15 protein-coding genes and 1 pseudogene are annotated in these 21,000 nt (G+C 54.2%); 5 read left to right on the top strand and 11 right to left on the bottom strand.

Annotated elements, in window-relative coordinates; all coding sequences use genetic code 11:
* Window positions 1–91: 91 nt before the first annotated feature.
* Window positions 92–1,624: a polysaccharide lyase gene (locus tag K239x_RS07735; protein ID WP_419189798.1), complete on the bottom strand. Its 1,533-nt coding sequence runs from the start codon at window positions 1,622–1,624 to the stop codon at window positions 92–94.
* Window positions 1,625–1,663: 39 nt separating this feature from the next.
* On the bottom strand, window positions 1,664–2,713 hold the full coding sequence (locus K239x_RS07730; RefSeq protein WP_145417254.1) for a carbon-nitrogen hydrolase family protein: 1,050 nt from the start codon (window positions 2,711–2,713) through the stop codon (window positions 1,664–1,666).
* A gap of 253 nt (window positions 2,714–2,966) precedes the next feature.
* On the opposite strand from K239x_RS07730, the gene K239x_RS07725 reads away from it, so the two are divergent.
* From K239x_RS07725 to K239x_RS07710, 4 genes are all read left to right on the top strand, one after another.
* Complete coding sequence (locus K239x_RS07725; RefSeq protein WP_145417251.1) at window positions 2,967–3,707, top strand: dienelactone hydrolase family protein; 741 nt, start codon at window positions 2,967–2,969, stop codon at window positions 3,705–3,707.
* Window positions 3,708–3,749: 42 nt separating this feature from the next.
* Window positions 3,750–4,343: a hypothetical protein gene (locus tag K239x_RS07720; protein ID WP_145417248.1), complete on the top strand. Its 594-nt coding sequence runs from the start codon at window positions 3,750–3,752 to the stop codon at window positions 4,341–4,343.
* Complete coding sequence (locus tag K239x_RS07715) at window positions 4,340–5,356, top strand: lipase family protein (RefSeq protein WP_145417246.1); 1,017 nt, start codon at window positions 4,340–4,342, stop codon at window positions 5,354–5,356. The genes K239x_RS07720 and K239x_RS07715 overlap by 4 nt, the downstream gene beginning before the upstream one ends.
* 609 nt (window positions 5,357–5,965) lie before the next feature.
* Entirely contained in the window at window positions 5,966–7,414 is a 1,449-nt protein-coding gene (locus tag K239x_RS07710) for a serine/threonine protein kinase (protein ID WP_145417244.1), read from the top strand.
* A gap of 223 nt (window positions 7,415–7,637) precedes the next feature.
* Here K239x_RS07710 and K239x_RS07705 read toward each other — a convergent pair whose 3' ends face one another.
* From K239x_RS07705 to K239x_RS07665, 9 genes and pseudogenes are all read right to left on the bottom strand, one after another.
* Complete coding sequence (locus tag K239x_RS07705) at window positions 7,638–8,174, bottom strand: Spy/CpxP family protein refolding chaperone (RefSeq protein ID WP_145417242.1); 537 nt, start codon at window positions 8,172–8,174, stop codon at window positions 7,638–7,640.
* A 337-nt stretch (window positions 8,175–8,511) separates the two neighbouring features.
* A complete protein-coding gene (locus K239x_RS07700; RefSeq protein ID WP_145417240.1) occupies window positions 8,512–10,380 on the bottom strand; it encodes a sulfatase in 1,869 nt (622 codons plus the stop codon).
* Between the two features lie 74 nt (window positions 10,381–10,454).
* On the bottom strand, window positions 10,455–12,140 hold the full coding sequence (locus K239x_RS07695; protein ID WP_145417239.1) for an FAD-dependent oxidoreductase: 1,686 nt from the start codon (window positions 12,138–12,140) through the stop codon (window positions 10,455–10,457).
* A gap of 606 nt (window positions 12,141–12,746) precedes the next feature.
* Window positions 12,747–12,929, bottom strand: coding sequence for a hypothetical protein (locus tag K239x_RS07690; protein ID WP_145417237.1), 183 nt, complete (start codon window positions 12,927–12,929; stop codon window positions 12,747–12,749).
* Between the two features lie 84 nt (window positions 12,930–13,013).
* Window positions 13,014–13,946 carry a DUF1559 family PulG-like putative transporter gene (locus K239x_RS07685; protein WP_419189797.1) on the bottom strand — a complete coding sequence of 311 codons (933 nt, stop codon included), beginning with the start codon at window positions 13,944–13,946 and terminating at the stop codon, window positions 13,014–13,016.
* Between the two features lie 152 nt (window positions 13,947–14,098).
* Window positions 14,099–15,958: a carbohydrate-binding domain-containing protein gene (locus K239x_RS07680; RefSeq protein ID WP_145417233.1), complete on the bottom strand. Its 1,860-nt coding sequence runs from the start codon at window positions 15,956–15,958 to the stop codon at window positions 14,099–14,101.
* 192 nt (window positions 15,959–16,150) lie between these two features.
* A complete protein-coding gene (locus tag K239x_RS28335) occupies window positions 16,151–16,603 on the bottom strand; it encodes a carbohydrate-binding domain-containing protein (protein WP_419190059.1) in 453 nt (150 codons plus the stop codon).
* Window positions 16,604–16,708: 105 nt separating this feature from the next.
* Window positions 16,709–17,152, bottom strand: a pseudogene (locus tag K239x_RS28330) (DUF4347 domain-containing protein); the annotation flags it as partial.
* 435 nt (window positions 17,153–17,587) lie between these two features.
* Window positions 17,588–19,078: a sulfatase gene (locus tag K239x_RS07665; RefSeq protein ID WP_145417227.1), complete on the bottom strand. Its 1,491-nt coding sequence runs from the start codon at window positions 19,076–19,078 to the stop codon at window positions 17,588–17,590.
* Window positions 19,079–19,660: 582 nt separating this feature from the next.
* On the opposite strand from K239x_RS07665, the gene K239x_RS07660 reads away from it, so the two are divergent.
* The gene (locus K239x_RS07660) at window positions 19,661–20,986 is read left to right on the top strand and encodes an amidohydrolase family protein (protein ID WP_419189796.1); all 1,326 of its coding nucleotides are present in this window, start codon (window positions 19,661–19,663) and stop codon (window positions 20,984–20,986) included.
* Window positions 20,987–21,000 lie beyond the last annotated feature (14 nt).

The raw sequence follows: 21,000 nt of genomic DNA, 5'->3' as shown, positions 1-21,000 counted from the left end.
GATCGATCCAGGAGCCCCTTGAAAGCCGGCAGACGCACGACAAACTCACCTGCATCCACGCATGTTCGACAATCTAATTCGCAGTTGATAATCAGGGCTGCGAAGCCATCGGTCCGATGTACTTTTTCGCAATCACCACGTTGTCGATAAAAACGTGCTGGTCATGCGGCGAGGGAGTCGTCCCGCCGTGGTAGAGATTCATCCAAACTTGCTCAATTCGTAGTTCGTCGGTCAAGCGAAAACGAACGTCGGTCTTTTCGAATGCGAGGTGGCCATCGACCCAGGCCCGGAGGACACCGTTCTTTTCGCCGGGAGTGTTCAGACGACAATGTTGTTCGATGGCGTACCAGCGATTGGTTGTCAAATATCCGCGATAGCCTTTGCTCCAAAGCCAGTTCGTTCCATACGATCCGTCCATGTCGGCGTGATAGCAGTAAAACCCAACGGGCGTTCTTCCTGCCAATGGGTTTCCTTGCGGAACGGTCATTCTGAACAGTCCTCGCGCCGACCATCCGTCTTTGCCGTTGCTTTTTCGTCCCCCCCAGCCTGCTCGGCCATAGGTCCCGCTGATCCCAGGCAACTTGCCTCCCTGAACCGTTTGATTCCAGTCATCCGCGAAACGCAAATAGTACCGAAAGAAAATTTCTTCGGGCTCCTTTCCGGTTTGTTCAGCGAATTTGAACAGCGTGTTCAGTCCCGTCATCTCTCCCTTGGCGATTCGACAACGCAGTGCCTTGCCTTGCAGCGGCACGAACTTTTGAAATTGCGTCTCGGCCTCGATCGTGTCGATCCTGTCCAACGGCGCGGCCCGCGTCCATTCGCTCTGCCAATTCGCTCGTTCGAAACCAGTGGCAAAAACCACATCGGGATCATCGCTCATTTGCCGATCATTTTCGTACCGTGCGGCAATTCCTAAAACGGGCACCGACGCCGGTTCGTGATGTCCCTGACGGCAGCGAAAAATGCCAATGCTGGCGGTGCCAAATTGCTTTGTCGTTTGAAGGACCAAGGTGGCTTTCGACAACTCCCCGACTCGGGCCGCCTCTTTCAGATCGAATCGTATCAGCACGTGATCCGGCGCAGCGGACACGCGCAGCTCGTCAGTTTGGCCCTGACAACGGTAAGTCGACTTGCTGAGGTACGTGTCTGCGACGGGATCAAGACTGACCGTCGCGGTTTCGCCAGTCAGCTCTAGCTTGGGACGCAGTGTCACATCCGTACTTTCACGACTCGCAAAGATGATCGTGCCGCGGCCATCGGTGATGCGTAGAAACATGCCCTGATTGGGTTGCAAACCATCGGCCCACTCCCTCACCAGCGTCGTGACATCCCAGCGAACGGGTTTGCGCGTATCGCTGTCTGCGACCTCTGCAACGGCATAGGCGGCCGCTCCTTGTTCTGCATCACTCGCGTCGCGCCAATCGCCCATGAAGTTCTTCCATGGCAAATTCGCGCCCGCGTTGTAGTATTCGCGATTAGCACCGTCATTGTGCTGCGGGGAACCTGCAGCCCAATTTGCCAGCCCGCTCGTTTGCTCTTCTATGTGACCGCCTACCTCCTGGCCCAACGCCGGACAGACCATATTGAAAACAAAAAACATCCAGACAATCAAATTGGACTTCATAAGACTTCTACAAACTCAGATGGATAAATGGGCGTGGGATCATGGCTTGGTTTTTACGGATTCGGTGATGGCTGGTTTCATGCGGTGCGAGAGCGACCGAGCCATATAGTCGTCCAATCTTTCGAGCTCGAATTCCGCGATCATCGCATCAATGCTGATCGTGTCGTGTTCGCTTGCGATCAGCACCGATCCTAGCTCGCCCGGGTCGGTGATTTTCACTTTAGGACCGTACTTCGCCTTCATCGCGCTCAGCCGGCCCCAGTTTTCGTCCAGATGAACCAATGCACAATCCAGGTTGATTCTCGCGACGGCATGGTCAAAGTAGTTGGTGTTGGACGCGACGACGATTCCCAGTGGATTTCGGATTTGCGATGGCGTGGCTCGTCCTGCGATCGCACCGACAAAATGGCATCGGCACGAATAGGCCCAGTATTGCTGCATCATCCCGCCATGATACATCGATGAAAACAAGATCAAATCCGGCTGGGCTTCGACATACTGCTGCCGGAGTTCGTCGAAATTTAAGTCAAAGCAAATCGCCATCGCCACGCGACCAAAATCGCACTCCACGATAGGAGCTTTGTTGCCACAGAGAATGCCCTTGTCGATCTCGCCAATCGTCGGATGGTTTTTGTCGTAGATGCCAGCGACATTGCCCTGGCGATCAAGCATCATGCTGGAATTACGCCACGTCCCGTCGTCCATGGCTCGCTTGGCGGAATACACGATGTAGCAATGGTTCTCGCGGGCAACCGTTGCAAAGAATTCCTGCACCTGAGTTCCCCGGGTGATGAAGTATTGGTCTTGCGCCTCGGGAGAAAGCCCTCGTGGACGATCGCACACTTCGGGAACCACAATCAGGTCTGGCCGGTCCGGCAGTACGCGACTGAACTGATTTCGCCAGTGAGCGATCACTCTGTCAACCACTTTCTGCGGCTTGGTGTCGCCCGAAACCGTCAGCGGAGACGCGCCGATCGTGGCGACGGTGATGAATCCCTTTTTCTTGCCATCCTGTGCTTTTGCGGGTGCCGACACGAGGACCATCGTCGCCAATACCATGGCGGCAAAAACACGTAGTGGGAGATTCATAGATAGCCCTCTGATCCTAAAGACGTTACGAAGCGATTCGTTGGAGATTGCGGCAATAAAACAGGAACACGCGTCTCTGCTCAGCAAGCCATGTCGCGATGGACGATTCGGCGTAATCGCTCCTTAAAAAAACCGCAACACGACGACGGCGTTCCGACGACCTTCAAACATACAGACACAAACTCGATAGAAAACGTTAAGGTACGCGAACCACCATTTGATCACCGATACTTGCTTTGAGAGCTCACTGCAGATGTTGATTCGACCGCCAGAACACGTTGACCTTAACACGTCGCTTGGCCCGATGCGCACGCACTTGTTCCGTCCCAGCATCGATCGGCCGGTGCCTGCCGTGGTGCTGTATTCAGAAATCTACCAGATGACGGGCCCGATCGCTCGAACAGCCGCGATGCTTGCGGGGCTCGGATACTTGGTGGCAGTCCCAGAGGTGTATCACGAATTTGAATCCGCAGGAACTTCGCTCAACTATGACGCCGAAGGGACTGAACGTGGGAACACTTTGAAAACAACCAAGCAACTCGCCAGCTACGACGAAGATGCTCGGGTTGCCATCGACTTTCTGTGCCAAGACTCGCAGTCCAATGGACGCGTGGGTGCCATCGGAATTTGTCTGGGCGGACACTTGGCCTATCGCGCGGCGCTGGATAGCCGGATTCTTGCGACGGCGTGTTTGTACCCGACCGACATCCATCAACACAGTCTCGGGGCCGGCATGAACGATGACTCGTTGGCCAGAATGGGCGAAATCCAAGGCGAGCTGATGTTCATCTGGGGACGGCAAGACCCTCACATTCCCGTGGAAGGTCGTCAACAAATCCATCAGTCGCTGATCACTTCTAACCGTAATTTTACGTGGCATGAATTCAACGGCCAACACGCGTTCATGCGCGACGAAGGTCACCGATACGACCCCGCCATCGCTAACATTGTTTATGCGATGATCGAAGAGCTTTTCTCTCGCGTGTTACGCTAGCATCTCGTTGTCCCTCTCAGTTGAACAAGTCTTCGGTGTGACATGGAACTCGTTTTTGAATATTGCTTTTACGTCGGGGTGCTCCTGATCCTCTGCGGTGGCATTTGGCTGCTGCGTTCGATGATGAAACGCTCCGGTCGTTCGATTGCGAGTGCCGTCGGCATGGTTCTGCTGGGGGTGGCCTTGATCGTCGGGCCCGCTGTGATCTCGCGAATGATCGAGGTCGACTTGGGACCGCGTGAAGTCATCGTACAAGGCGAACGCCACCTTTCTCTGACAGGATGGGACGGTGATGACTATCGCTGGCTAGCCAACAAACCGGACACGGTCATTTTGCAAATGGGCAACGCGGATGTTACCGACGAAACGTTGCAGTGGCTGACGCCAATGAGCCAGCTTCGCGAACTCGACCTCAACGATTCGGCCATCACCGACAGCGGCCTCGCCCGTCTTGCGAAAATGCCGTCACTAAAGTCCTTACGCATTCGTGGCACGAAAATCACTGACCAGGGTTTCCGCCAGCATCTGATGACGCTGGAAAACCTGCGCAACGTCGACGTCCGGCAGACGGCTGTGTCGGAAGCGACCATGGATGAGTGGAAAACACAGCAGCCTGGACGAAGAGCCTTTCAATGACATTCCTCACGATCCTTGTAAGTTGCATCGCATTCGTTGCCATCGTTTGGTGTCTGTTCCAAGTTTCGCGTTGGTGGCTAGGACGCCCATCCGGAAGCGATGGCTTGTCGGCACCGCGTACGTCGCTTGACGATGCATTCAAGCTGGACGCACAGAGTGGCCCGGTGCTTGACGTCAGCGGCGGTCAGCATACTCCTTTCCAAGGCCACTATTTGGCGACCGCTTGCGACTTGGCTTATCTGCCGGAGGCCGAAGCTCGTGTCCGATTCCGAGACGAGTTGAACCTGGATGCACGTTTGATCTCGGTGGACAACACGCAGGTCTATGTTTGCCAAAACGCAGAGTCCATTGTGGTCGCCTTTCGAGGCTCCGAAATCCCTGGCAGCATCGATGGGTTCAAGGATTGGCTGCTGACCAATGCTCGAAATTTCCTAGTGATTCCCGAAGGACGATTGGGAACGGACTTTGCTGCTGCGGGCGTGGGCGCACGCTTCCATCGTGGGTTCATGGAGGCACTCGCGGAAGTCTGGAATCCATTGCATCAAGCGGTTGACGAAGCCATGCGGTTTCGCGAGCGACCGTTGTGGATCACGGGGCACAGCCTGGGTGGTGCGATCGCACTGATGGCAGCGTGGCGCCTGCACCAACACTTTATTCCCGTCCATCAGATTTGCACGTTTGGTGCACCGATGGTCGGCAATGCCAAAGCGGCGGAGGCGTATGCCAAGGAATTCCCAGGTAAAATCGTACGCTATGTCGACTTCAATGACATGGTGCCCAAACTCCCAACGATGAGCTTGTTTAGCAATCAGTACAACCACGTCCAACGCGAACTTGTTTTGGGCGAGCAAGAGGACGCTGACGCAGTTCGCTTGGCAGGACCGGCTATCGCGTCGCCGGACGGACCGATCAGTCAATCGGTCGCGGATGAGGTCTGGGGTAATGTTCAATCGCGAATTGCGTCGCATCTGATGGGCAACTACTTAGCCCAGATCAATCGACAATTAAGTTAGCCGGGGCCAATCGGTCCGCGAACTCGGCTCTCCTGACTTTCGACGCTTCCAACCTTGGGGCGTTCCGCCGACTAGCAACCGACGCCGGACGACGAAGCCGATGTAGTCTCGGTGGCGGCGTGATAGACATTTCTTTCTTCGGACAAGACCAGCAGTTGGACGTCGATTTGATCGCATTTCCGAAACATCTCGGGCACGGTATCAGCAACCATAGAGACACGAGAATCCTGTACATCATTTCCTGCAACTAGCGTGGTCCCACAAACGGTCAGCTGCTTGTGAACAGCTTGTGTTGGCTGGATTCTTCTACTTCACTTTTGAAGTAGATGTCGTCGGGACCTTTGCCGAGAAGAAAAACAGGGATTGCCAATACCGTGTCCGAAGCAACGAGTCGGTTGACGATGCAAGGAAAAACTCGAAGCGTGGACAGTCGACTACAACGAACAATTTACCGATAACGCTTTGGGCGACCTGCCCCCCAAAGCGCTGTGGGGATGATGTCCGTTGTAGTCCACTCGCCAACCGCAGGGGTCGGGCTGTCATTTACCTTTGCGAAGGTAGTCGCCTGTGCCTATGATCAGGTAGTGAACCCCTACAACTGACAGGCACATGGATCAGAAAACGTCTGGCAAAGACACGTCGCAAAGCCCTAGGTCTGTGACCCGCAAAGATGCGCGACAAGTGAGGTCGTCGATTCGCGAAGTCCACACTCATTTAGATGGTGAAGCACTAGGGAGCATTGGTCGATATGATCTGTTGCGTGAGATCGGTCGAGGTGGTTTTGGAATTGTCTATCTGGCGAACGATTCACAACTCCAACGTCAGGTCGCGATCAAAGTTGCAAGACCGGAAGTCGTGTCCGATGAAACGGGTGTCGAACGATTTCAACGTGAATTTCAGGCCGCCGCAGCGCTTGATCATGACGGCATCGTTCGCGTGTTTGACTGCGGAAACGAAGATGGCCTGCATTACTATGTGATGTCGTATTTGGATTGTCAGAATCTTGACCAGTGGTTTTCCAAACAGCCGAAGCCACTCGATGAACGGTTGGCCGCTCAATTAGTATTATCGATCGCCCAGGCGATTCAGTTTGGCCATGACGTCGGTATCGTTCACCGAGATTTAAAACCACAAAACGTCCTTGTGCGTCCTTCAGCAATTAGCTCCATAGGAATTGCTCCCGTTGTCCTTGACTTTGGACTTTGCGGGCTCGTCGACTCGGGTGAAATCTCCACCAGTTTGATGGCCGGCACGCCCTGTTACATGGCTCCCGAACAGTCGTTGTTTGGCAACAGTCGTGTTAGCAACCGGTCTGACATTTATTCGCTCGGGGCGATTCTCTATCAGTTGCTCACCGGAACCCCTCCTCATCAGCCAGCTTCCATTGCCGAAGCAGTGCTGATGCATCACGGCACTCCCATTGTTCCGCCACGAAACCATCGACCAGATCTTTCCTCGCAGCTGCAAGCGATCTGTCTTAAATGCTTACGCAAGGACGCGGCTCGCAGATACGCGTCGGGCAAATTGCTGGTAGACGATTTGCAAAACTATCTCAGCGGCAAACCGATCTCTGCACGCAACGCTGGAATTTTGGAGAAGGCGGACTTCGCAATTCGGCTGGGCGGCTGGGAATCGCGTTTAGGGCGAACCGTGATCGCGATGAACGCAACGAACGCGATCTGGACGTTTGTCAGCACGCTGCTGATGCGAGTTCGACTTGCAGACAATCCAAATATCGTGGCTGGATTTTCAGAGATGTTGTGGTTCCTAGCTATCTTTGCAGCACCACTGCATTTGATGGGACTCTATCTCGGGTGGGTCATGACGAAACGGACAAAGCACGTCGGTCGATTGGCTACCGGTGCCGTGATCAGTGCCATTTGGGCAATCTATCTTTGGGGTGTTCTTTGGTTTGGAAGTGAGCAGTCTTACATGACCATTTACCACGGACAAAGCGTCGCGCAGCTAATGGTGTTTCTGTTGATTGCGACCGGGTACACGATCCAATCGATTTCACTGGCCATCGGATCCTGGGCAGCGAAATCGCGATTGAGCTGATCCGCCAAGCCGTCCGGCTGTTCTTTGTACAGAACGAACAGAGCGACGCGGACTCTCCTTGCTCCGCTACACGCACTTTGCTGGGCAGCATGGGCGAACGCTTCTCAGGAGCCAGGCCTGAACTTCGAGATAACAATGAGGTCGGCTATTTTCTCAAGGATGCCGAGCAATCAAAAGGCCTGCTGCCGTTTCTGCATTCATTCAGGCGTTTTCCCCCAGACGGCTACTTCTTTTTAAGGGCGGCCTTTGCCTTTTCTTTCTCTGCTTTTACACGAGCGGCGTGGCCACTGGCCAACCACTTTGGGAGCTGCTTTTGTTGTTCAGCAGTTAAGACATTGACGATCGCGTATCGATAGTCATTCCAGACTCTGCCGACCTTGGACTGGGCCGTGGCTTGCTGCTTGGTGTAGCCGACTTCCTTGCTGGCTTGGGCAGAAAGTTTCTTGCCCTTGAGACCCTTGGCCTTCAATTTTTCGTAGGCTTCAAGGCGTTGCTTTGACATTTTCCACGTGATGCTTGCGGACTCCAAGAGAGCCTTTTCCTGAGCGACGGCTTTCTTTTGAAGTGCTTCGAGCTTTTCTTTTTGAACGTCCGTTAAATCCTTAACGGCTTCCTTGATCGCGGCCATGGATTTGGGGCGATCTGCGGGTTTCGTTTTCTTCTCCGTTTTCACAGCCGCGTTTTGAGCGATCACGCTTGGGGTGCCGGCACCAGTTGCGATGAAAGCGATGCTGGTGATAAGGATTACGCGAATGAACATGAATGACCTCTGGAGAAAGAACGCAATGGAGCAACGGAAAGTTGGAACGAAACGAGTTGGACAACGCCACCAACAGATGGATTCTATCGTAGTTTGCTGAATGCTAAGAAATAGAGGCCTGAAATCGAAAATCCATTCCCAAGAGTGCTAAACGTGATAGCGTTCAAACAGCGCATACAGAATGAACATCCGTGAACCGGCGGCCTTTGGCTGCAAACCAGTCGACGTTAGGCATCTGCAATTCAGTGGCGTCGTAACATCCAACGTCGCCGTGGCCCAGATCGTCGGCAAGGCCAGAACGACACTGGGCGGTTGCAAGGCTCCCGTCCGTTGCGATTCACTTCGCAGAAATCGCTTTGGCGGAATAAGGTTCGGATGTGTCGGCTTGCGTTTTCACGCGCGGGTAGCTGACGAGGAAGTGGTTTTCGTCAATTAGGTTGAAGACGTAGTGCGTTGCGTTGTTGGGTAGCCGCGCGGTGACTTTGTTCCCACCGGCAACTTTTGCAGGCAGGCGATACCATTCCTCGTACTTGTGATTTCCGTTGTCCGTGTAGATCAGATTGGCGTCGACTACTTTCGCTCCGTTTTCGCGGTACGTGACCCAAACGTCGTTGCCTTGACGACCGTGTTCCTGAGCTGTGCAGACTTTGTCCTTGGCGAACAACTTGGCTTTGCAAGTTGGGTTCAAAAATGGCGGACTGGCTTGCATCTCGTCCAAGTGCGTTTGCAATACGGTGTTCAGATCCCGCGCCTTCTCCGGCATCGACTCGGCAAGGTTCTTGGACTCTTCGATGTCGACTCGCTCTCCACTGGCGTCGTACAACTCGTAAAGCTCTAGAGCGGGACGATTGGGCAGCAGGTATTGGCTCCAGTTGCGAATCAGCTTGAATCGGCCTTGGCGGATGGTCGACTGCATCGAAGAATGCGGAAAGTGCCACACCATCGCGTCACGAGGCTTGCCATCGGCGCCGGCAATCAGGTCGCTGTCGGTTAAATCGGACTTCAAAAACGGGGCCAAGTCGAGGCCGTCTAGTTGTTGAGTTTCTGGCTTGCTCGTACCCGTCCAGCTCAAAATGGTTGGATAGAAGTCGAGTCCATTGATCATCGCGTCGGATTCCGCGCCGGACTTCAGGCCTGGTCCCGTGATGATCAGTGGCACTCGGACACCACCTTCCTTGGCGTTGATCTTGCCTTTGTCCAACGGATAGTTGTCGGTGATGACTTCGCCAGGATGTTGTTCCATGCCGCCGTTGTCGGACGTAAAAATGATGTACGTGTTTTCAACCAGCTTATGGCCAGGCCAACGTGGGTCATCGGTTTGTCGAAGGTAAGTCAGTAGTTCGCCGACGTAATGGTCAAGCAGTTCAACCATCGCCGCATAGTAAGGATTTTTTTGTCCTTCCTTCGCCCAACCCTTTGGATCGGTGGGGAACGGCACGCCTAGTTTCTCGCAATACTTCCGCAGCAAGGCTTCAGTGCGAGAATGAATCGGCGTGTGGACCAGCCAGGTACAGTAGTACAGAAAAAACGGATCGCCTTTGTGCTGCTCAACGAAGTCCCGAGCGTCGATGGAATTCTGATGACGCGGAATGCCATTTCCATCAAGTCGATAAGGATCATCCTTCGCGCTGGTCGCAAAGCCGGTCAGCCGATGCGGCTTCATCTTGGCGGTAACCCCGATATCCATCCGTGCGAAATCGAAACCTTGGTCGGTTGGCTGCGGAAAAGCGTGATGACTAATCGCACAGTGCCATTTGCCGACGGCGCCCGTGGTGTAGCCGTTCGTCTTGAGTGCCTCGGCGATCGTGATTTCACTCACGTTCATTCGGCCGCTGTACCAAGGCGAGATGACCGCGCTGTTTTCCTTGTAGGGTGCCGGTGGTCCGCCACCAACGACGTGTGTCTTCTGTGACCGCGCCGGATGATTGCCAGAGAGAATCGCAACGCGTGATGGGGCACAGGTCGGTGCGGGCGAATAGGCCTGCCAAAACTTGAAGCCCTCTTTAGCAAGCTGGTCGATGTTGGGCGTCTCATACGGTGACGGCTCATCGACGTCATAGCAGCCAACATCCTGCCAACCAAGATCGTCGGTAAGAATCAGAACAATGTTGGGTTTGGCTGGACGAGGAATTTCCGCCATCGCGGTTGAAAGCGTTCCGCAGACAATCAACGAAGCACAGAGCGTGGAGATTAGTTTGTTTTTCATGGATTCAAAATTTCATTCTGCGTGAGTTCGTGCCGATGACGGCTAGAAGCCACCACTACTGGTTCGCCCACCGATCATTTTTTCTTCTTTCGCGGGTCTGGCAACCGATCAGACTTCCCTAGGATCTGCTTATCAATCAGCAGTCGCTCCCTGAGCTTTTTGTAGTCGACCGATTGAACACTCGTCTCATCATCCAACGCGATACAAGCCGCTGTTGCGCCACTTTGTGCCAAGATCATAAAGACGGGCTCCATCCGAACTGAACCGTATGCCACGTGAGAACAAGAGGCCGCGACAGGAACAATTAAGTTACTGACCTCCTCTTCCTTGGGGACAATCACGTCATAAGGAATCGTGTAATCTCCAACGTGCACACCCACGTCGCCTTCGTTTTGAACATAGCCATCCGCATCAACGAATCGCTGGATGTTGTGCGAATCGATCCCATAGGACCCCATGCCGATTGGCTTTTTCGTTTTCGATTTCAGATCGCCTAACAAGTCGCGCTCGGTAATCACATACTGACCGACCATTCGTCGGGCCTCGCGGACATAGAGCTGATGCGACCAATTGCCGTTGTCGACAAATTCATCCTTGGGCAGCCCCCACTTCTGCATTTTCTCCTGCAGCTGTTTCGGTACGCGTGGATCGTGACTGATGAAATAAAGCATGCCTAGCTGATAGGCCTTGTGCTCCTGGATGATTTCCTTCCGCCGCTCGTAACTGGCCTCTGGATAATCAAAGTTCATGCCGAGGTTGTCAAAACTAAACGGCCCGTGGTTGTTCGTGTCCGTTTTGTTGTTGGGAACGGGATCGAACTTTTGAAACACGTACATCGGATCCATGACCTCAAAGATCCGAAGCAACAACTCATATTGCGTCGGGTCGTAATTCTGGGGCTTTGGAATCGCGACGCGGATGTCGGGATCGTTGGTCAAGCACATCCGAAAACAGTAGGCCTGCACCTTGTCATCGCCTGTTCCATTTGGCTCCAGAGCGTCCGTCGATATCCGAGCCAAGACGCCGCTGGACGGATCATCCTTTACTTTGTAGGCAGAGATCTTCAGGCCATCAAAATGATGCTTGTGGTGAAAGACACCTTGTTGCACTCCATTCCACTTCTCGCCATAGACAGAATTTGCTTCGCGCCCAACGTGATAACTCACTCCGGCCGCCGCCATCAAATCGCCTTCGTAGGTCGCATCGATGAAGACTTTCCCTCGGAAGACTTTGCCGCTTAATGTGGTGATTGATTGGATGCGGTCCATGTCCTTTTTGACGCCATGTTCGCGGTCGAGCCACTCATCCCTGAACAGAGGAATGTTGTTGTCCGAAATGAACTGATCGAAGATCGCTTCTGCGACATGCGGTTCGAACACCCATCGGGTGCTTTCGCCCTCCCACATTTTTCGCCAGCCAATCTTCTTTTGAGCGAAAACATCGGGCGTTTCTTGAGTCCAGGCTTCTGGCTTGTCGTAATGCTGATAAACCTGTTCATAGAACTCGCGTGCGAGACCGCCGACGGTTAAACGGTTGCCGATGTCCGTGAACCCAAGTCCGCCCGAAGATAGCCCACCGAGATGCTTGTCGGGACTGACAAGCACCACCGACTTTCCCATCCGATGCGACTGAACCGCCGCCATGACGGCAGCCGACGTACCGCCATAAATGACGACATCATGCTCGGGAACTGGTTCGGAAGCCCAGCTTGGCACCGCCATGAGAACAGAAAACAGAACACTCAGAATCAAAAACTTCATGGCTTTCAGGACCTACGGTGTCATACGTGGCGGGATTTGATGTGGGATAGGCTTCCAGACTGTGGTTTAAGCCATGCCAGACTGGAAGCCTACTCCACTTGCTGTGTATTGTACTTGTCCGGGTACTTGTCCGGAAAAAATCACCGAACCGCTTGTTTCCAAGTTGTGGGGATCAGTTGCCGGACGCAAAATTTTGTCCGTCATTTGACGAGCTGCTGAATGAGTTCTTCGTCGGAAATGTCTTGAACAGATTTATCGTTTTTGATCGCCAGCGCGGCCTCTAATCGCGGATGGCTGCCCGAGCATCACGTGGACCGAATTCCATACGGTTGGATTCATCGACGCTGCGCGAGGCGAAGATGCAGGTTGTCACGAGCCAGAAAAAGGGCCAGGCCTGAATGGGAAAGAGAATCATCACGACGCCGGCAAACGAAGCCCCCCGTCAACGTTCACTTCCACGAACGCGTCACATCATGTTGGCGCATTGATATCGCAACAAAGAAAGCCACTCAATTCGAGTGGCTTTCCTGTCAACTAGACGCTTCCCGCTATCGATCCACGGATGGCAAATTCAAGCACTTGCCATGTGCTACTGAGCACGGAGGGCTACTCTTCACTTTCCTCATCGTAATTGCCTTCTCCGTTCGCTTTCGCCAGATCAGCTTCGTACTTAGCGAAGTCGTCTGCGGTCAAATCGTCGGTTATTACCGTGTTTTCTTCGTTCCCGCTACAACCTGCTACGGTAAGAGTGAAACAGCAAGCGAGCAGAAAAAGGTGGGTGATTTTCATTCCTGATATCCTGACTTGTGTGAAACTTTGATTTCTAAAAGCCTTCACACAACCAAAGCTACGTGGAGGCATGAGTGATTTCGACTATTGGTTCAATTGTTCTTCGATGGTCTCGCTATTAGCGCGAGTGCCAAGAGCTCCCCACAAACCGTACGGGCTCTTTGCCCCCGGTGCGTTATCGCCCGTGCCGTTATGCCAAACCATCGGGGCACGCGAATCGCCGGCTTCGACCGAGTCAGTCATGAAAATGACGGCTCCATCGCCCATTAGAACGTGAGCGCCACCTTGGTGCCGACTTGAGACCGTTGCCACTAGCCTTGTCCCCAAGGCATTGTATCGACCGCACGCTTCACGATTTGGCGGAAGAACGATTAGGACAGTCGACATGATTGGCAAGCAGTCAGCCCAGCGATGCCCCCGAGCGAAGTTGCGCCGGTTCTGCTGTTGCCACTGGGGGAGATAGAACAATGGCCGCTCCGGATCAATGTATCCGTTGTCAGTACAGAGGCTGGGATTGTTCCGTAACGCGGCATGGCCGAACGGTCCCGAGTTGCCTCCATTGTTGGCAACGCCGTTACCACGCTTGTCGCCATCTTGCAACGCAGTAATGATCTCGCCCATTGCAATCGTGTTGGACAAACCGTCCAGAATGTCACGAAACTTGGCATGGTTCGCCGTGACGAAAATACCCCGGCAGGCGGCGCGGCCATTTCTTGATGTGTTGTTGGTTGGGTCCCTGCGACGCACGTCTTTAAAACCCAGTTCCATTTGCCACATCGAGTCGCCCAGGCAAGCCGCATAGTTCGTGCGACCCAAAGCGGGCAAGCCTATTCCTGGATCACTGGGGCACCGGTAGGTAGGGACCTCAGTGACCCAAGGCCTGTATTGAATCTGATCGGGAGTGGGGCCCATCGCATTCCAAGGATTGGTGGGAGTACCAATCGCAGCCGCCGTGTTGCCGTCAGACCGCTCTGCATTTGGATTGGAATTTTGCGACCACAGCCCTTGTTGTTCCATGAAAGGTAACCATGCCTCCCAGCTTTCGCGGTAGCGCAAAAGCCTGCGCTCAGAATCACGTCTTCTGAGGGAAGATAGGTAATCTGAAGCGAGAGCAAGCCGCGGCGCATTGAGAAAGCAAAACGCGGTCGCCTAAGACTGGTGGGCGATTCCTAGCCAAGCAAATGAGGCATGTCGATGACGTTGGCCATGGCAACACCTAGCATCGCGGCGTCGGAAGGCGTGCCGTTTGCGTCGAGCGCGAATAACATCCAAGTGCCAGGGACCATGATGTTGGCACCCAGTGTGGTGACTTCGATGGTGTCGCCGTCGATCACGGTGAAATTGAGTTCGACAAAACGATTGTCGCTGTTGACGGCGTGCGTCAGCGCGTCACTGCAAACGGCCGTGATTCGATCGACCGCGTTGGCGTTGTCCACGTTGATCGTGAATCTATCGCTATTGTTGACGTTGGATGGGGCAGCGGTGATCATTGGGCGATCTGCCAACGTGCCATCGGCGTTGTACAAGTAACTTGGTGCGTTGAACTCTGCATTCAAATTGGTTAGTGGCCCCGGAGCGCCACCACCGGCTGCCCAGATCGTTCCATTGGGCAATAGCAAGTGGGTTGAGTGATAAAGTCGCCCCAGTTCGATGTCCTCGACTACTTCGACTTCGTTTATGGCCGGATCCCAAATCTCGGTCGCGTAGACGGCGGTGCCCAGAACATTGAACTGTGTGCTGCCACCGGTGATGATGACGCGACCGTCTGGCAGCATACTCATTCCGCCGTCACGTCGCGCCGACAGAACAACGGCTACGGCAGTGAACGTTGGGTTCGTAAAACTGAGGTCTCCGACGTAGATCTTTGCGATCGTGCCAACGAAGGCGATTTTGTCGACGTCGTACATGACACCGGGCGACGTGTTGGAATGCGGGACGCCAGCCGTTCCAATTTGTAGTGCGCTTCCGGTACCGGCTGTGTTGATCCGGTAGATGGATCCACTGTTGGACATCACGACGACGCTACCGTTACTGGTCACCCACATTTTGGGATAGCAATAGTTGATGTTCATGTTGACGCCGGTTAGCGTTCGCCAACCGGTCGTCGCGTTGAACACTTCGGGGATATCTTCTCCGCCGCCTGTGCCGCCCAAGCCCATGATCTCGCCATTGGGAAGCGTCATGCTGCTGCCGTACCAGCGGTCGTATTCCATTTCGCCTTGTGTCGCGTCGCGAATCGTCATGTCCGTGTAGTCAAACACCAGGACATCGTTGACGGGGCCGTTGACTGGCCCACCTTCGCCTCGCGCGTCACCGCCGAAGATCATCACGCTGCCGGTAATTGGATCGAGCGACATGTTCGAGCAGAAAATATCGGTGTCGGTCGTGTTGGGCAAAATCACTTCCACACCAGTTTCTGGATCGTAGATGCTGTAAATGAACTCGGCACTTTGCATTTCAAGTGCAGTCGTGCCGAAGCTGAATACTTTGCCATCAGGCAGCACGATTGCGTGGATCGGAATAAGTCCCAATGGTTCCACATCGCTCCACTCTCCGTCACCGTCGGCATCGGTGTCGACCAAATAGCTGGCGTCGGAAAACTGAAAGTAACCGTTAACGTGAAGCGTTTCCGACTCGCGGAATCCAGGCGTGATGCCATCGGCCGGTTTCCAGGTGCCGGTGGAGTAAACGGTGGGGCTTTCCGTTTGACAGGCCTTTCCGTCCACGGAAAAGATATCAACTTCCAGATTGGCATCGACGCCCTGTGCTGGATTGTACTGGTTGTTGATGAATTGAACGCGGATGTCAGCAGGAGTGACCGTCGCGGAATGCGTGTAGGTGAAAGTCTGGTAGTCACCGGACGCCGTCGTAAAGGTGCGGGCGACTTCGCCATCGATCACCAGATCAAAACGTTCCGTGCCTTCTTGTCCACGAGCGCGAATCTGGATCTGGGAGCCATCATTGGTGGTGCCAGCGAATTGAAAACAGCCTTTGGTATGCAGTTTTTCGCCGCGCCCAAATCCGGGCACGATGCCGTCGGCGCCGTCGGCCGCAGTCCAGGTGCCGGTCGAGTAGACGGAAGGATCTTCGGCTTGGAAATTCTCGCCGTCGATGGTGATGTAGTCAACGGTCAGATTTTCATCGATGCCGTTGGCAGGATCCCATCCTTCGCTGGTAAACTAAATTCGAACGTCATCGGCGACCACTTCCGTATCGTGCGTTTAGGCAAACGTTTGGTTCTGCGTTGTCGCCACAAACGTCGCAACACTCTGGCCATTGATCAGCAGGTCGAATTGTTCGGTTCCCTCGTCGCCACGAGCGACCACTTCAATTTCGGAACCGCTATTTGCGACGACGTTGGGATACTGAAAATAGCCATCAGAGTGAAGAGTTTCGCTTTCTCGAAAACCAGGCACGATTCCATCTTCGGGTTTCCAAGTTCCAGTCGAAAACACGTCGGGCGATTCGGTTTGCAGCGTCACTCCCTCGATCGTCACGCTATCGACACGAAGATTGCGGTCGGTGCCGGTCGCTTCATCAAACAAATCATTGGTAAAGACGGCGCGGATCTGACTGGAACTGGCATCGCTGGCCGTCTGAAACGTAAAGTCTTGCAACGCCGTTCCGATACTCTCGAACGTCGCAACGGTGGTGCCGTCAATTTGCAACGCCATGTTTTCGTCACCGGTCGTTCCTTGGGCGCGAATTGTGATCGGCATCACGGCGGAGTAGTTCTGTCGCGCGGCCGCATCGAAGGCCAAACCGGCTTCGATCGTGCCAACCGTGCGTTCCAAGATCCAGTCGCCATTGAGCGATTCGGCACCGGTCTTGTCCGTCGATGCGGCTACGTCAGCGCCCGTCAGCTTGGCAACTTGGTCGATCGAGTTCCGACCGCTAGCGTCCGCGCCGGTTTCACAGCCGTAGATCAGAATGCCTGCTGATTCGGTCAGCGAATTCGACCAACCACGCAAAGCAGTGTGTCGCTGCTGAATTGTTTCGGCGTCGACCAACTGATTGCCCTATTGAATCTGACCTGCTTGACCATGAGCAACGATGTGGATGCTCTGCACATTGCTGCGCTGCGAAAGCACCTGAGAAATTTGATCCAAGCCGTTCTGATTGGGCTGTAGCAACACCAACTCGTGTCCCGCTGAAAGGCCGTTCATCAATTGATTGATATCGTCGATGCTGGAGTCGACAAAAACGATTTGCGTCGACCGCATTTGGGCAACGCATGCCTCGGGAATTTGGACCATGTCGCTGACGGGAGCAACCTCCGCTCCGCGACTGATCGCAGCACCACAGTTGGCTGCCAGCATCAGTCGTTTTTCGAGCGTGTCGACATTCCAACTTGGGGATCGACGTAAGCGAGCAGATGACTTTTTGGAAAAGATGCGTGGTGATAGAATCGTTGTTGCCAGTATTGTCGTTTTCATTTTGCCACTACGGATACGGTCGCGAGCGAAACAGGGACTCGCTGGAGCAGTTCGACACGTTTAAAAGGGAGGTCGCGGCTGCGAGGTGTTCAATGGTACTTCAATGCCCCCAGGTTGCTGATCCTGCACCACGCAATAACGAATCTGCTTCAAAGATTCGCTGTTTCGAGACAAACACCTGCTACTCAGGTGTCATTCGTTGAAGGAAAAGGCCTGAGTGACTTACTTCTTAGCCTTCGCAGAAACTCGCGATAAGCGGCGTTCAAGTTCTTTGCGGCCCCGTTCGCGAAGATTGCCGACGCTTGCTTCGATTTCATTCAGTTTGGACAACATTGCGGTGGCGCGATCAGGCATCTGTGAAACGAGATTAGATTGCTCGCCGATGTCGCTGCTTAAGTCAAACAGTTCGACCAGGTCTTCGTCGATCCACTGGATGATTTTGAAATTGCCTTCGATGTACGAGAGCGCCCGTGTGTCACCAGTGCTGTCGGGACGTGCCTGCCATTTGTACCAGAACATTCCATCACGTTGATACGATTCGCCGTGCATCGCTTTCACATAACTGCGTCCATCGAGGTGCTGTTTTGGGCGCAGCGGGGCACCAGCGATCTCTAGCATCGTCGGGTAATGATCCGTTCCGGTGACTTGTACTGGGGAAGTGGATCCGGGCATGACTTTGCCGGGCCACTTGACGATCAATGGCACTCGCGTGCCGCCTTCAAAGATGGATCCTTTTCCTTGGCGAAGTGGAGCATTGGAGGTTGCCAAGCCGCGTTTGCTGTCCTTTCCTCGCGTAGACAATCCCCCGTGATCGGATGTCAGAATGATCGCTGTGTTGTTCTCGATACCAGCATCATCGAGCGCCTTGATGATCCGCCCGAGACTGTCGTCGGTTCGCTCGATCATTCCAGCATAAGTGGGATTGTTTTGGATCGTCTTCGTCTTGCTCTGGCGGTCGACGACCAAGTCAGCATCGTCACGTTTGCCGCCCACGGCCACGCCCATTTTGCGCAGTTTCTTCGCGTACTTCTTCGTGACCTCTTCGGGCGCCTCGATCGGTGTGTGGACGGCATAGTGTGCCATCACCATCAGAAACGGCGCGTCATGTTTTTGTTTGACGTACTCGACGGCTTTATCGGTCATGCGATCGACCAAGTAGTCGCCCTCTTTACCGTCGATGGGGTTTTCAACGCGGTGTCCCTTTTCGACCGTAAAGGGATAAAAGAAACTGCCCGTTGCCCCAGCCGAACCAGCATGAATCACGGTATCGAAACCCTGGGCTCCCGGATCGCCGCCATCGTGCCCCAAGTGCCACTTGCCGATGTAGCAGGTTCTGTATCCAAACTCTTTCAACGCTTCGCCAAACGAAGTTTCACCTAACGGAAGATGGTGTTCGCGGCCCGCCGCCTGTTGTGATTCGTAGGTCAACCGGCAAGGATACTTGCCTGAGAGCAAACCCTGCCGCGAGGGAACGCAGCGGGGATAAGCGGAATACGCATCCGTGAATCTCATCCCCTCGGCTGCCAGTTGATCCATCTGCGGAGTCTCGTACAGCTCGCTGCCATAACACGAAAGATCTCGCTGACCAAAGTCATCCACTAAGAACAAAACAATATTCGGTTTTGCGGACGTGTCGGCGGCAACGGCAGCAGAGCCGTCCCAGCCAGCCAACACGACCGACAAACAAACGACGCATTTCAAAAATGGTTTCATAATTTTCCACAAGGTTCAAAAACAGGTGCCAACGAAGCCGCTTGATTGTAGCCTGTAGCTGTGCTCGAAGCAGAACGCGAAGTCCCTTAGCCGCGGACGGGAGGATGGGGGCAATCGTGTATGAGGATACGCTTCGCAGATTTCAGTGTTGGCCTTCGCTTTTGGCCGGGAGGAAAAAAGTGCGCGGACTCTTTCTAACATTTTTAAAGGTTGCGTTGGCTCTCGATGCGTGTTTTGGGTGGCAGCATTGCGTGTCGGCAGCCGAAGCCGGTTGTTCTTTCCCGGCGACAATAGTCGATCATGGCTTCCTCTCGTGGCCCGACCGTGTCGTGACTCATCTCGATGGCATGCATTCGTCGCTCCTGCTCTTCGGCCGACGCATTACGCAGCAGGGCACGTGACGATTGCCAATCGTTACAATGCCCGCTTGGTCGGCGATGCTAAGTGGATTGAACGTGGGACAGAGAACAGATTTGTGCCGGTCATCGCAGGCCAATGCCGGCGTTCTTCGCAGTGCGTTGAATGCCGTGCGAATTTTTGAATTGCGCATCCTGTATTAGCCCAACGAAAAGAGAATCGCCGATGTATCGAGAATGCCGCACGCAATCGTGCTTGATCGGTTTGATAATTGCGTTCTTCCCCTTGGGGATGCCAGTCTTGTTCAATACCGGGCCAGCCTATTCGCAAGAAATGAATAAGATCGCTGCGCCGCAACCCGATTCGGTGGTCGCGATCGTGGGCGGAAAATTGATTGACGGAAATGGTGGACGTCCGCTGCAAAATTCCTGCATCGTGATCCGGGGCAACCAGATCGTTGCCGTGGGGTCTCGTCACGAAACACCTATTCCAAAGGGAGCGAAAGTGTTTGATGCCGGCGGCAAGTCTGTTTTGCCTGGATTGATCGACACGCACTTTCACTCACGCGATTCGGTGGAACAACCGGTGAATTTCGAACTTCACAACGGGGTCACTTCGTTCCGCGATCCGGGGCATCCATTCAAGTACTACACGACGCTGCTTGCCAGTGATGCAAGGATTCCGAGAGTCTTTCTGTGCGGAGGACATCTCGATGCGCCGCCGGTGGTCTGGCCCGATCAGGCCGCCGTCATCACGACCGAGGACGAGGCCAGACAGGCGGTCGCCAGTCATGTGGATCGGGGGGCTTCGGCGATCAAAGTCTATTTCCGCTTGCCGATCGAACACATTCGGGCAGCATGCCAGGCGGCCCACGATCGGCACGTACCGGTCACTGCGCACTTGGAGCTGGTGGATGCCGATGATGCCATCGAAGCGGGCGTGAGCGGCATCGAGCATATCACCAGTTTTGGCACGTCGATTGGGACAAGCGATCAAGTGAAGCAGTTTAAGTCGATGGTTTCAGCCGATTCGGGTGCCCGGCGCGAGTGGCGATACCGACTGTGGGCACAGGTGCAGCTGGAGAAGAATCCGCGGGTGGGCGAGTTGATCGATTTGATTGTACAGCGAGGTGTGTTTGTGTCGCCGACCTTGGCAGTCTTTGAAAGACGGGCGGGCAAGAAAGATGCGACAGCCGCCGAGGCGGCCGGGTTTAAAAACATGCTGTCGTTTTCGGGACGCTGTCATAAGGCCGGTGCGAAACTAGTGGTCGGGTCCCATACCTGGGTTCCTTTCGCGGCTCAAGGCAAAGCCTATTTACGCGAGGTCGAATTGCTGGTCGAAGCCGGAATGAAACCGTTGGACGTCTTAACCTCGGCAACCAAAACGGGTGCTGAATTCCTGGGCGTGGATGATCGACTGGGGACCATCGAAACGGGAAAGCTGGCCGATTTGATTGTCGTCGACGGCGATCCGACAACAAAGATCAGCGACCTGGGTCGTGTAACCAAAGTCATGCTCAATGGTCAGTGGGTCGATCTTCCATCCCAATGACAACATGTAGGCCG

It is taken from the genome of Stieleria marina (assembly GCA_007741555.1).
In the GTDB taxonomy this organism is placed as follows: domain Bacteria; phylum Planctomycetota; class Planctomycetia; order Pirellulales; family Pirellulaceae; genus K23-9.
Note: the sequence above shows the minus strand (reverse complement) of the source record. Positions and strands in the feature narration are given on the sequence as shown.

Coding starts and splice junctions, on each gene's coding strand:
- K239x_RS07715 (WP_145417246.1), top strand. CDS start 4,340: ATGACATTCCTCACGATCCTTGTAAGTTGCATCGCATTCGTTGCCATC.
- K239x_RS07690 (WP_145417237.1), bottom strand. CDS start 12,929: ATGAAAATCACCCACCTTTTTCTGCTCGCTTGCTGTTTCACTCTTACC.
- K239x_RS07700 (WP_145417240.1), bottom strand. CDS start 10,380: ATGAAAAACAAACTAATCTCCACGCTCTGTGCTTCGTTGATTGTCTGC.
- K239x_RS07730 (WP_145417254.1), bottom strand. CDS start 2,713: ATGAATCTCCCACTACGTGTTTTTGCCGCCATGGTATTGGCGACGATG.
- K239x_RS28335 (WP_419190059.1), bottom strand. CDS start 16,603: ATGGCGTTGCAAATTGACGGCACCACCGTTGCGACGTTCGAGAGTATC.
- K239x_RS07710 (WP_145417244.1), top strand. CDS start 5,966: ATGGATCAGAAAACGTCTGGCAAAGACACGTCGCAAAGCCCTAGGTCT.
- K239x_RS07665 (WP_145417227.1), bottom strand. CDS start 19,078: ATGAAACCATTTTTGAAATGCGTCGTTTGTTTGTCGGTCGTGTTGGCT.
- K239x_RS07735 (WP_419189798.1), bottom strand. CDS start 1,624: ATGAAGTCCAATTTGATTGTCTGGATGTTTTTTGTTTTCAATATGGTC.
- K239x_RS07695 (WP_145417239.1), bottom strand. CDS start 12,140: ATGAAGTTTTTGATTCTGAGTGTTCTGTTTTCTGTTCTCATGGCGGTG.
- K239x_RS07720 (WP_145417248.1), top strand. CDS start 3,750: ATGGAACTCGTTTTTGAATATTGCTTTTACGTCGGGGTGCTCCTGATC.
- K239x_RS07725 (WP_145417251.1), top strand. CDS start 2,967: ATGTTGATTCGACCGCCAGAACACGTTGACCTTAACACGTCGCTTGGC.
- K239x_RS07705 (WP_145417242.1), bottom strand. CDS start 8,174: ATGTTCATTCGCGTAATCCTTATCACCAGCATCGCTTTCATCGCAACT.
- K239x_RS07685 (WP_419189797.1), bottom strand. CDS start 13,946: ATGGAACAACAAGGGCTGTGGTCGCAAAATTCCAATCCAAATGCAGAG.
- K239x_RS07660 (WP_419189796.1), top strand. CDS start 19,661: ATGTATCGAGAATGCCGCACGCAATCGTGCTTGATCGGTTTGATAATT.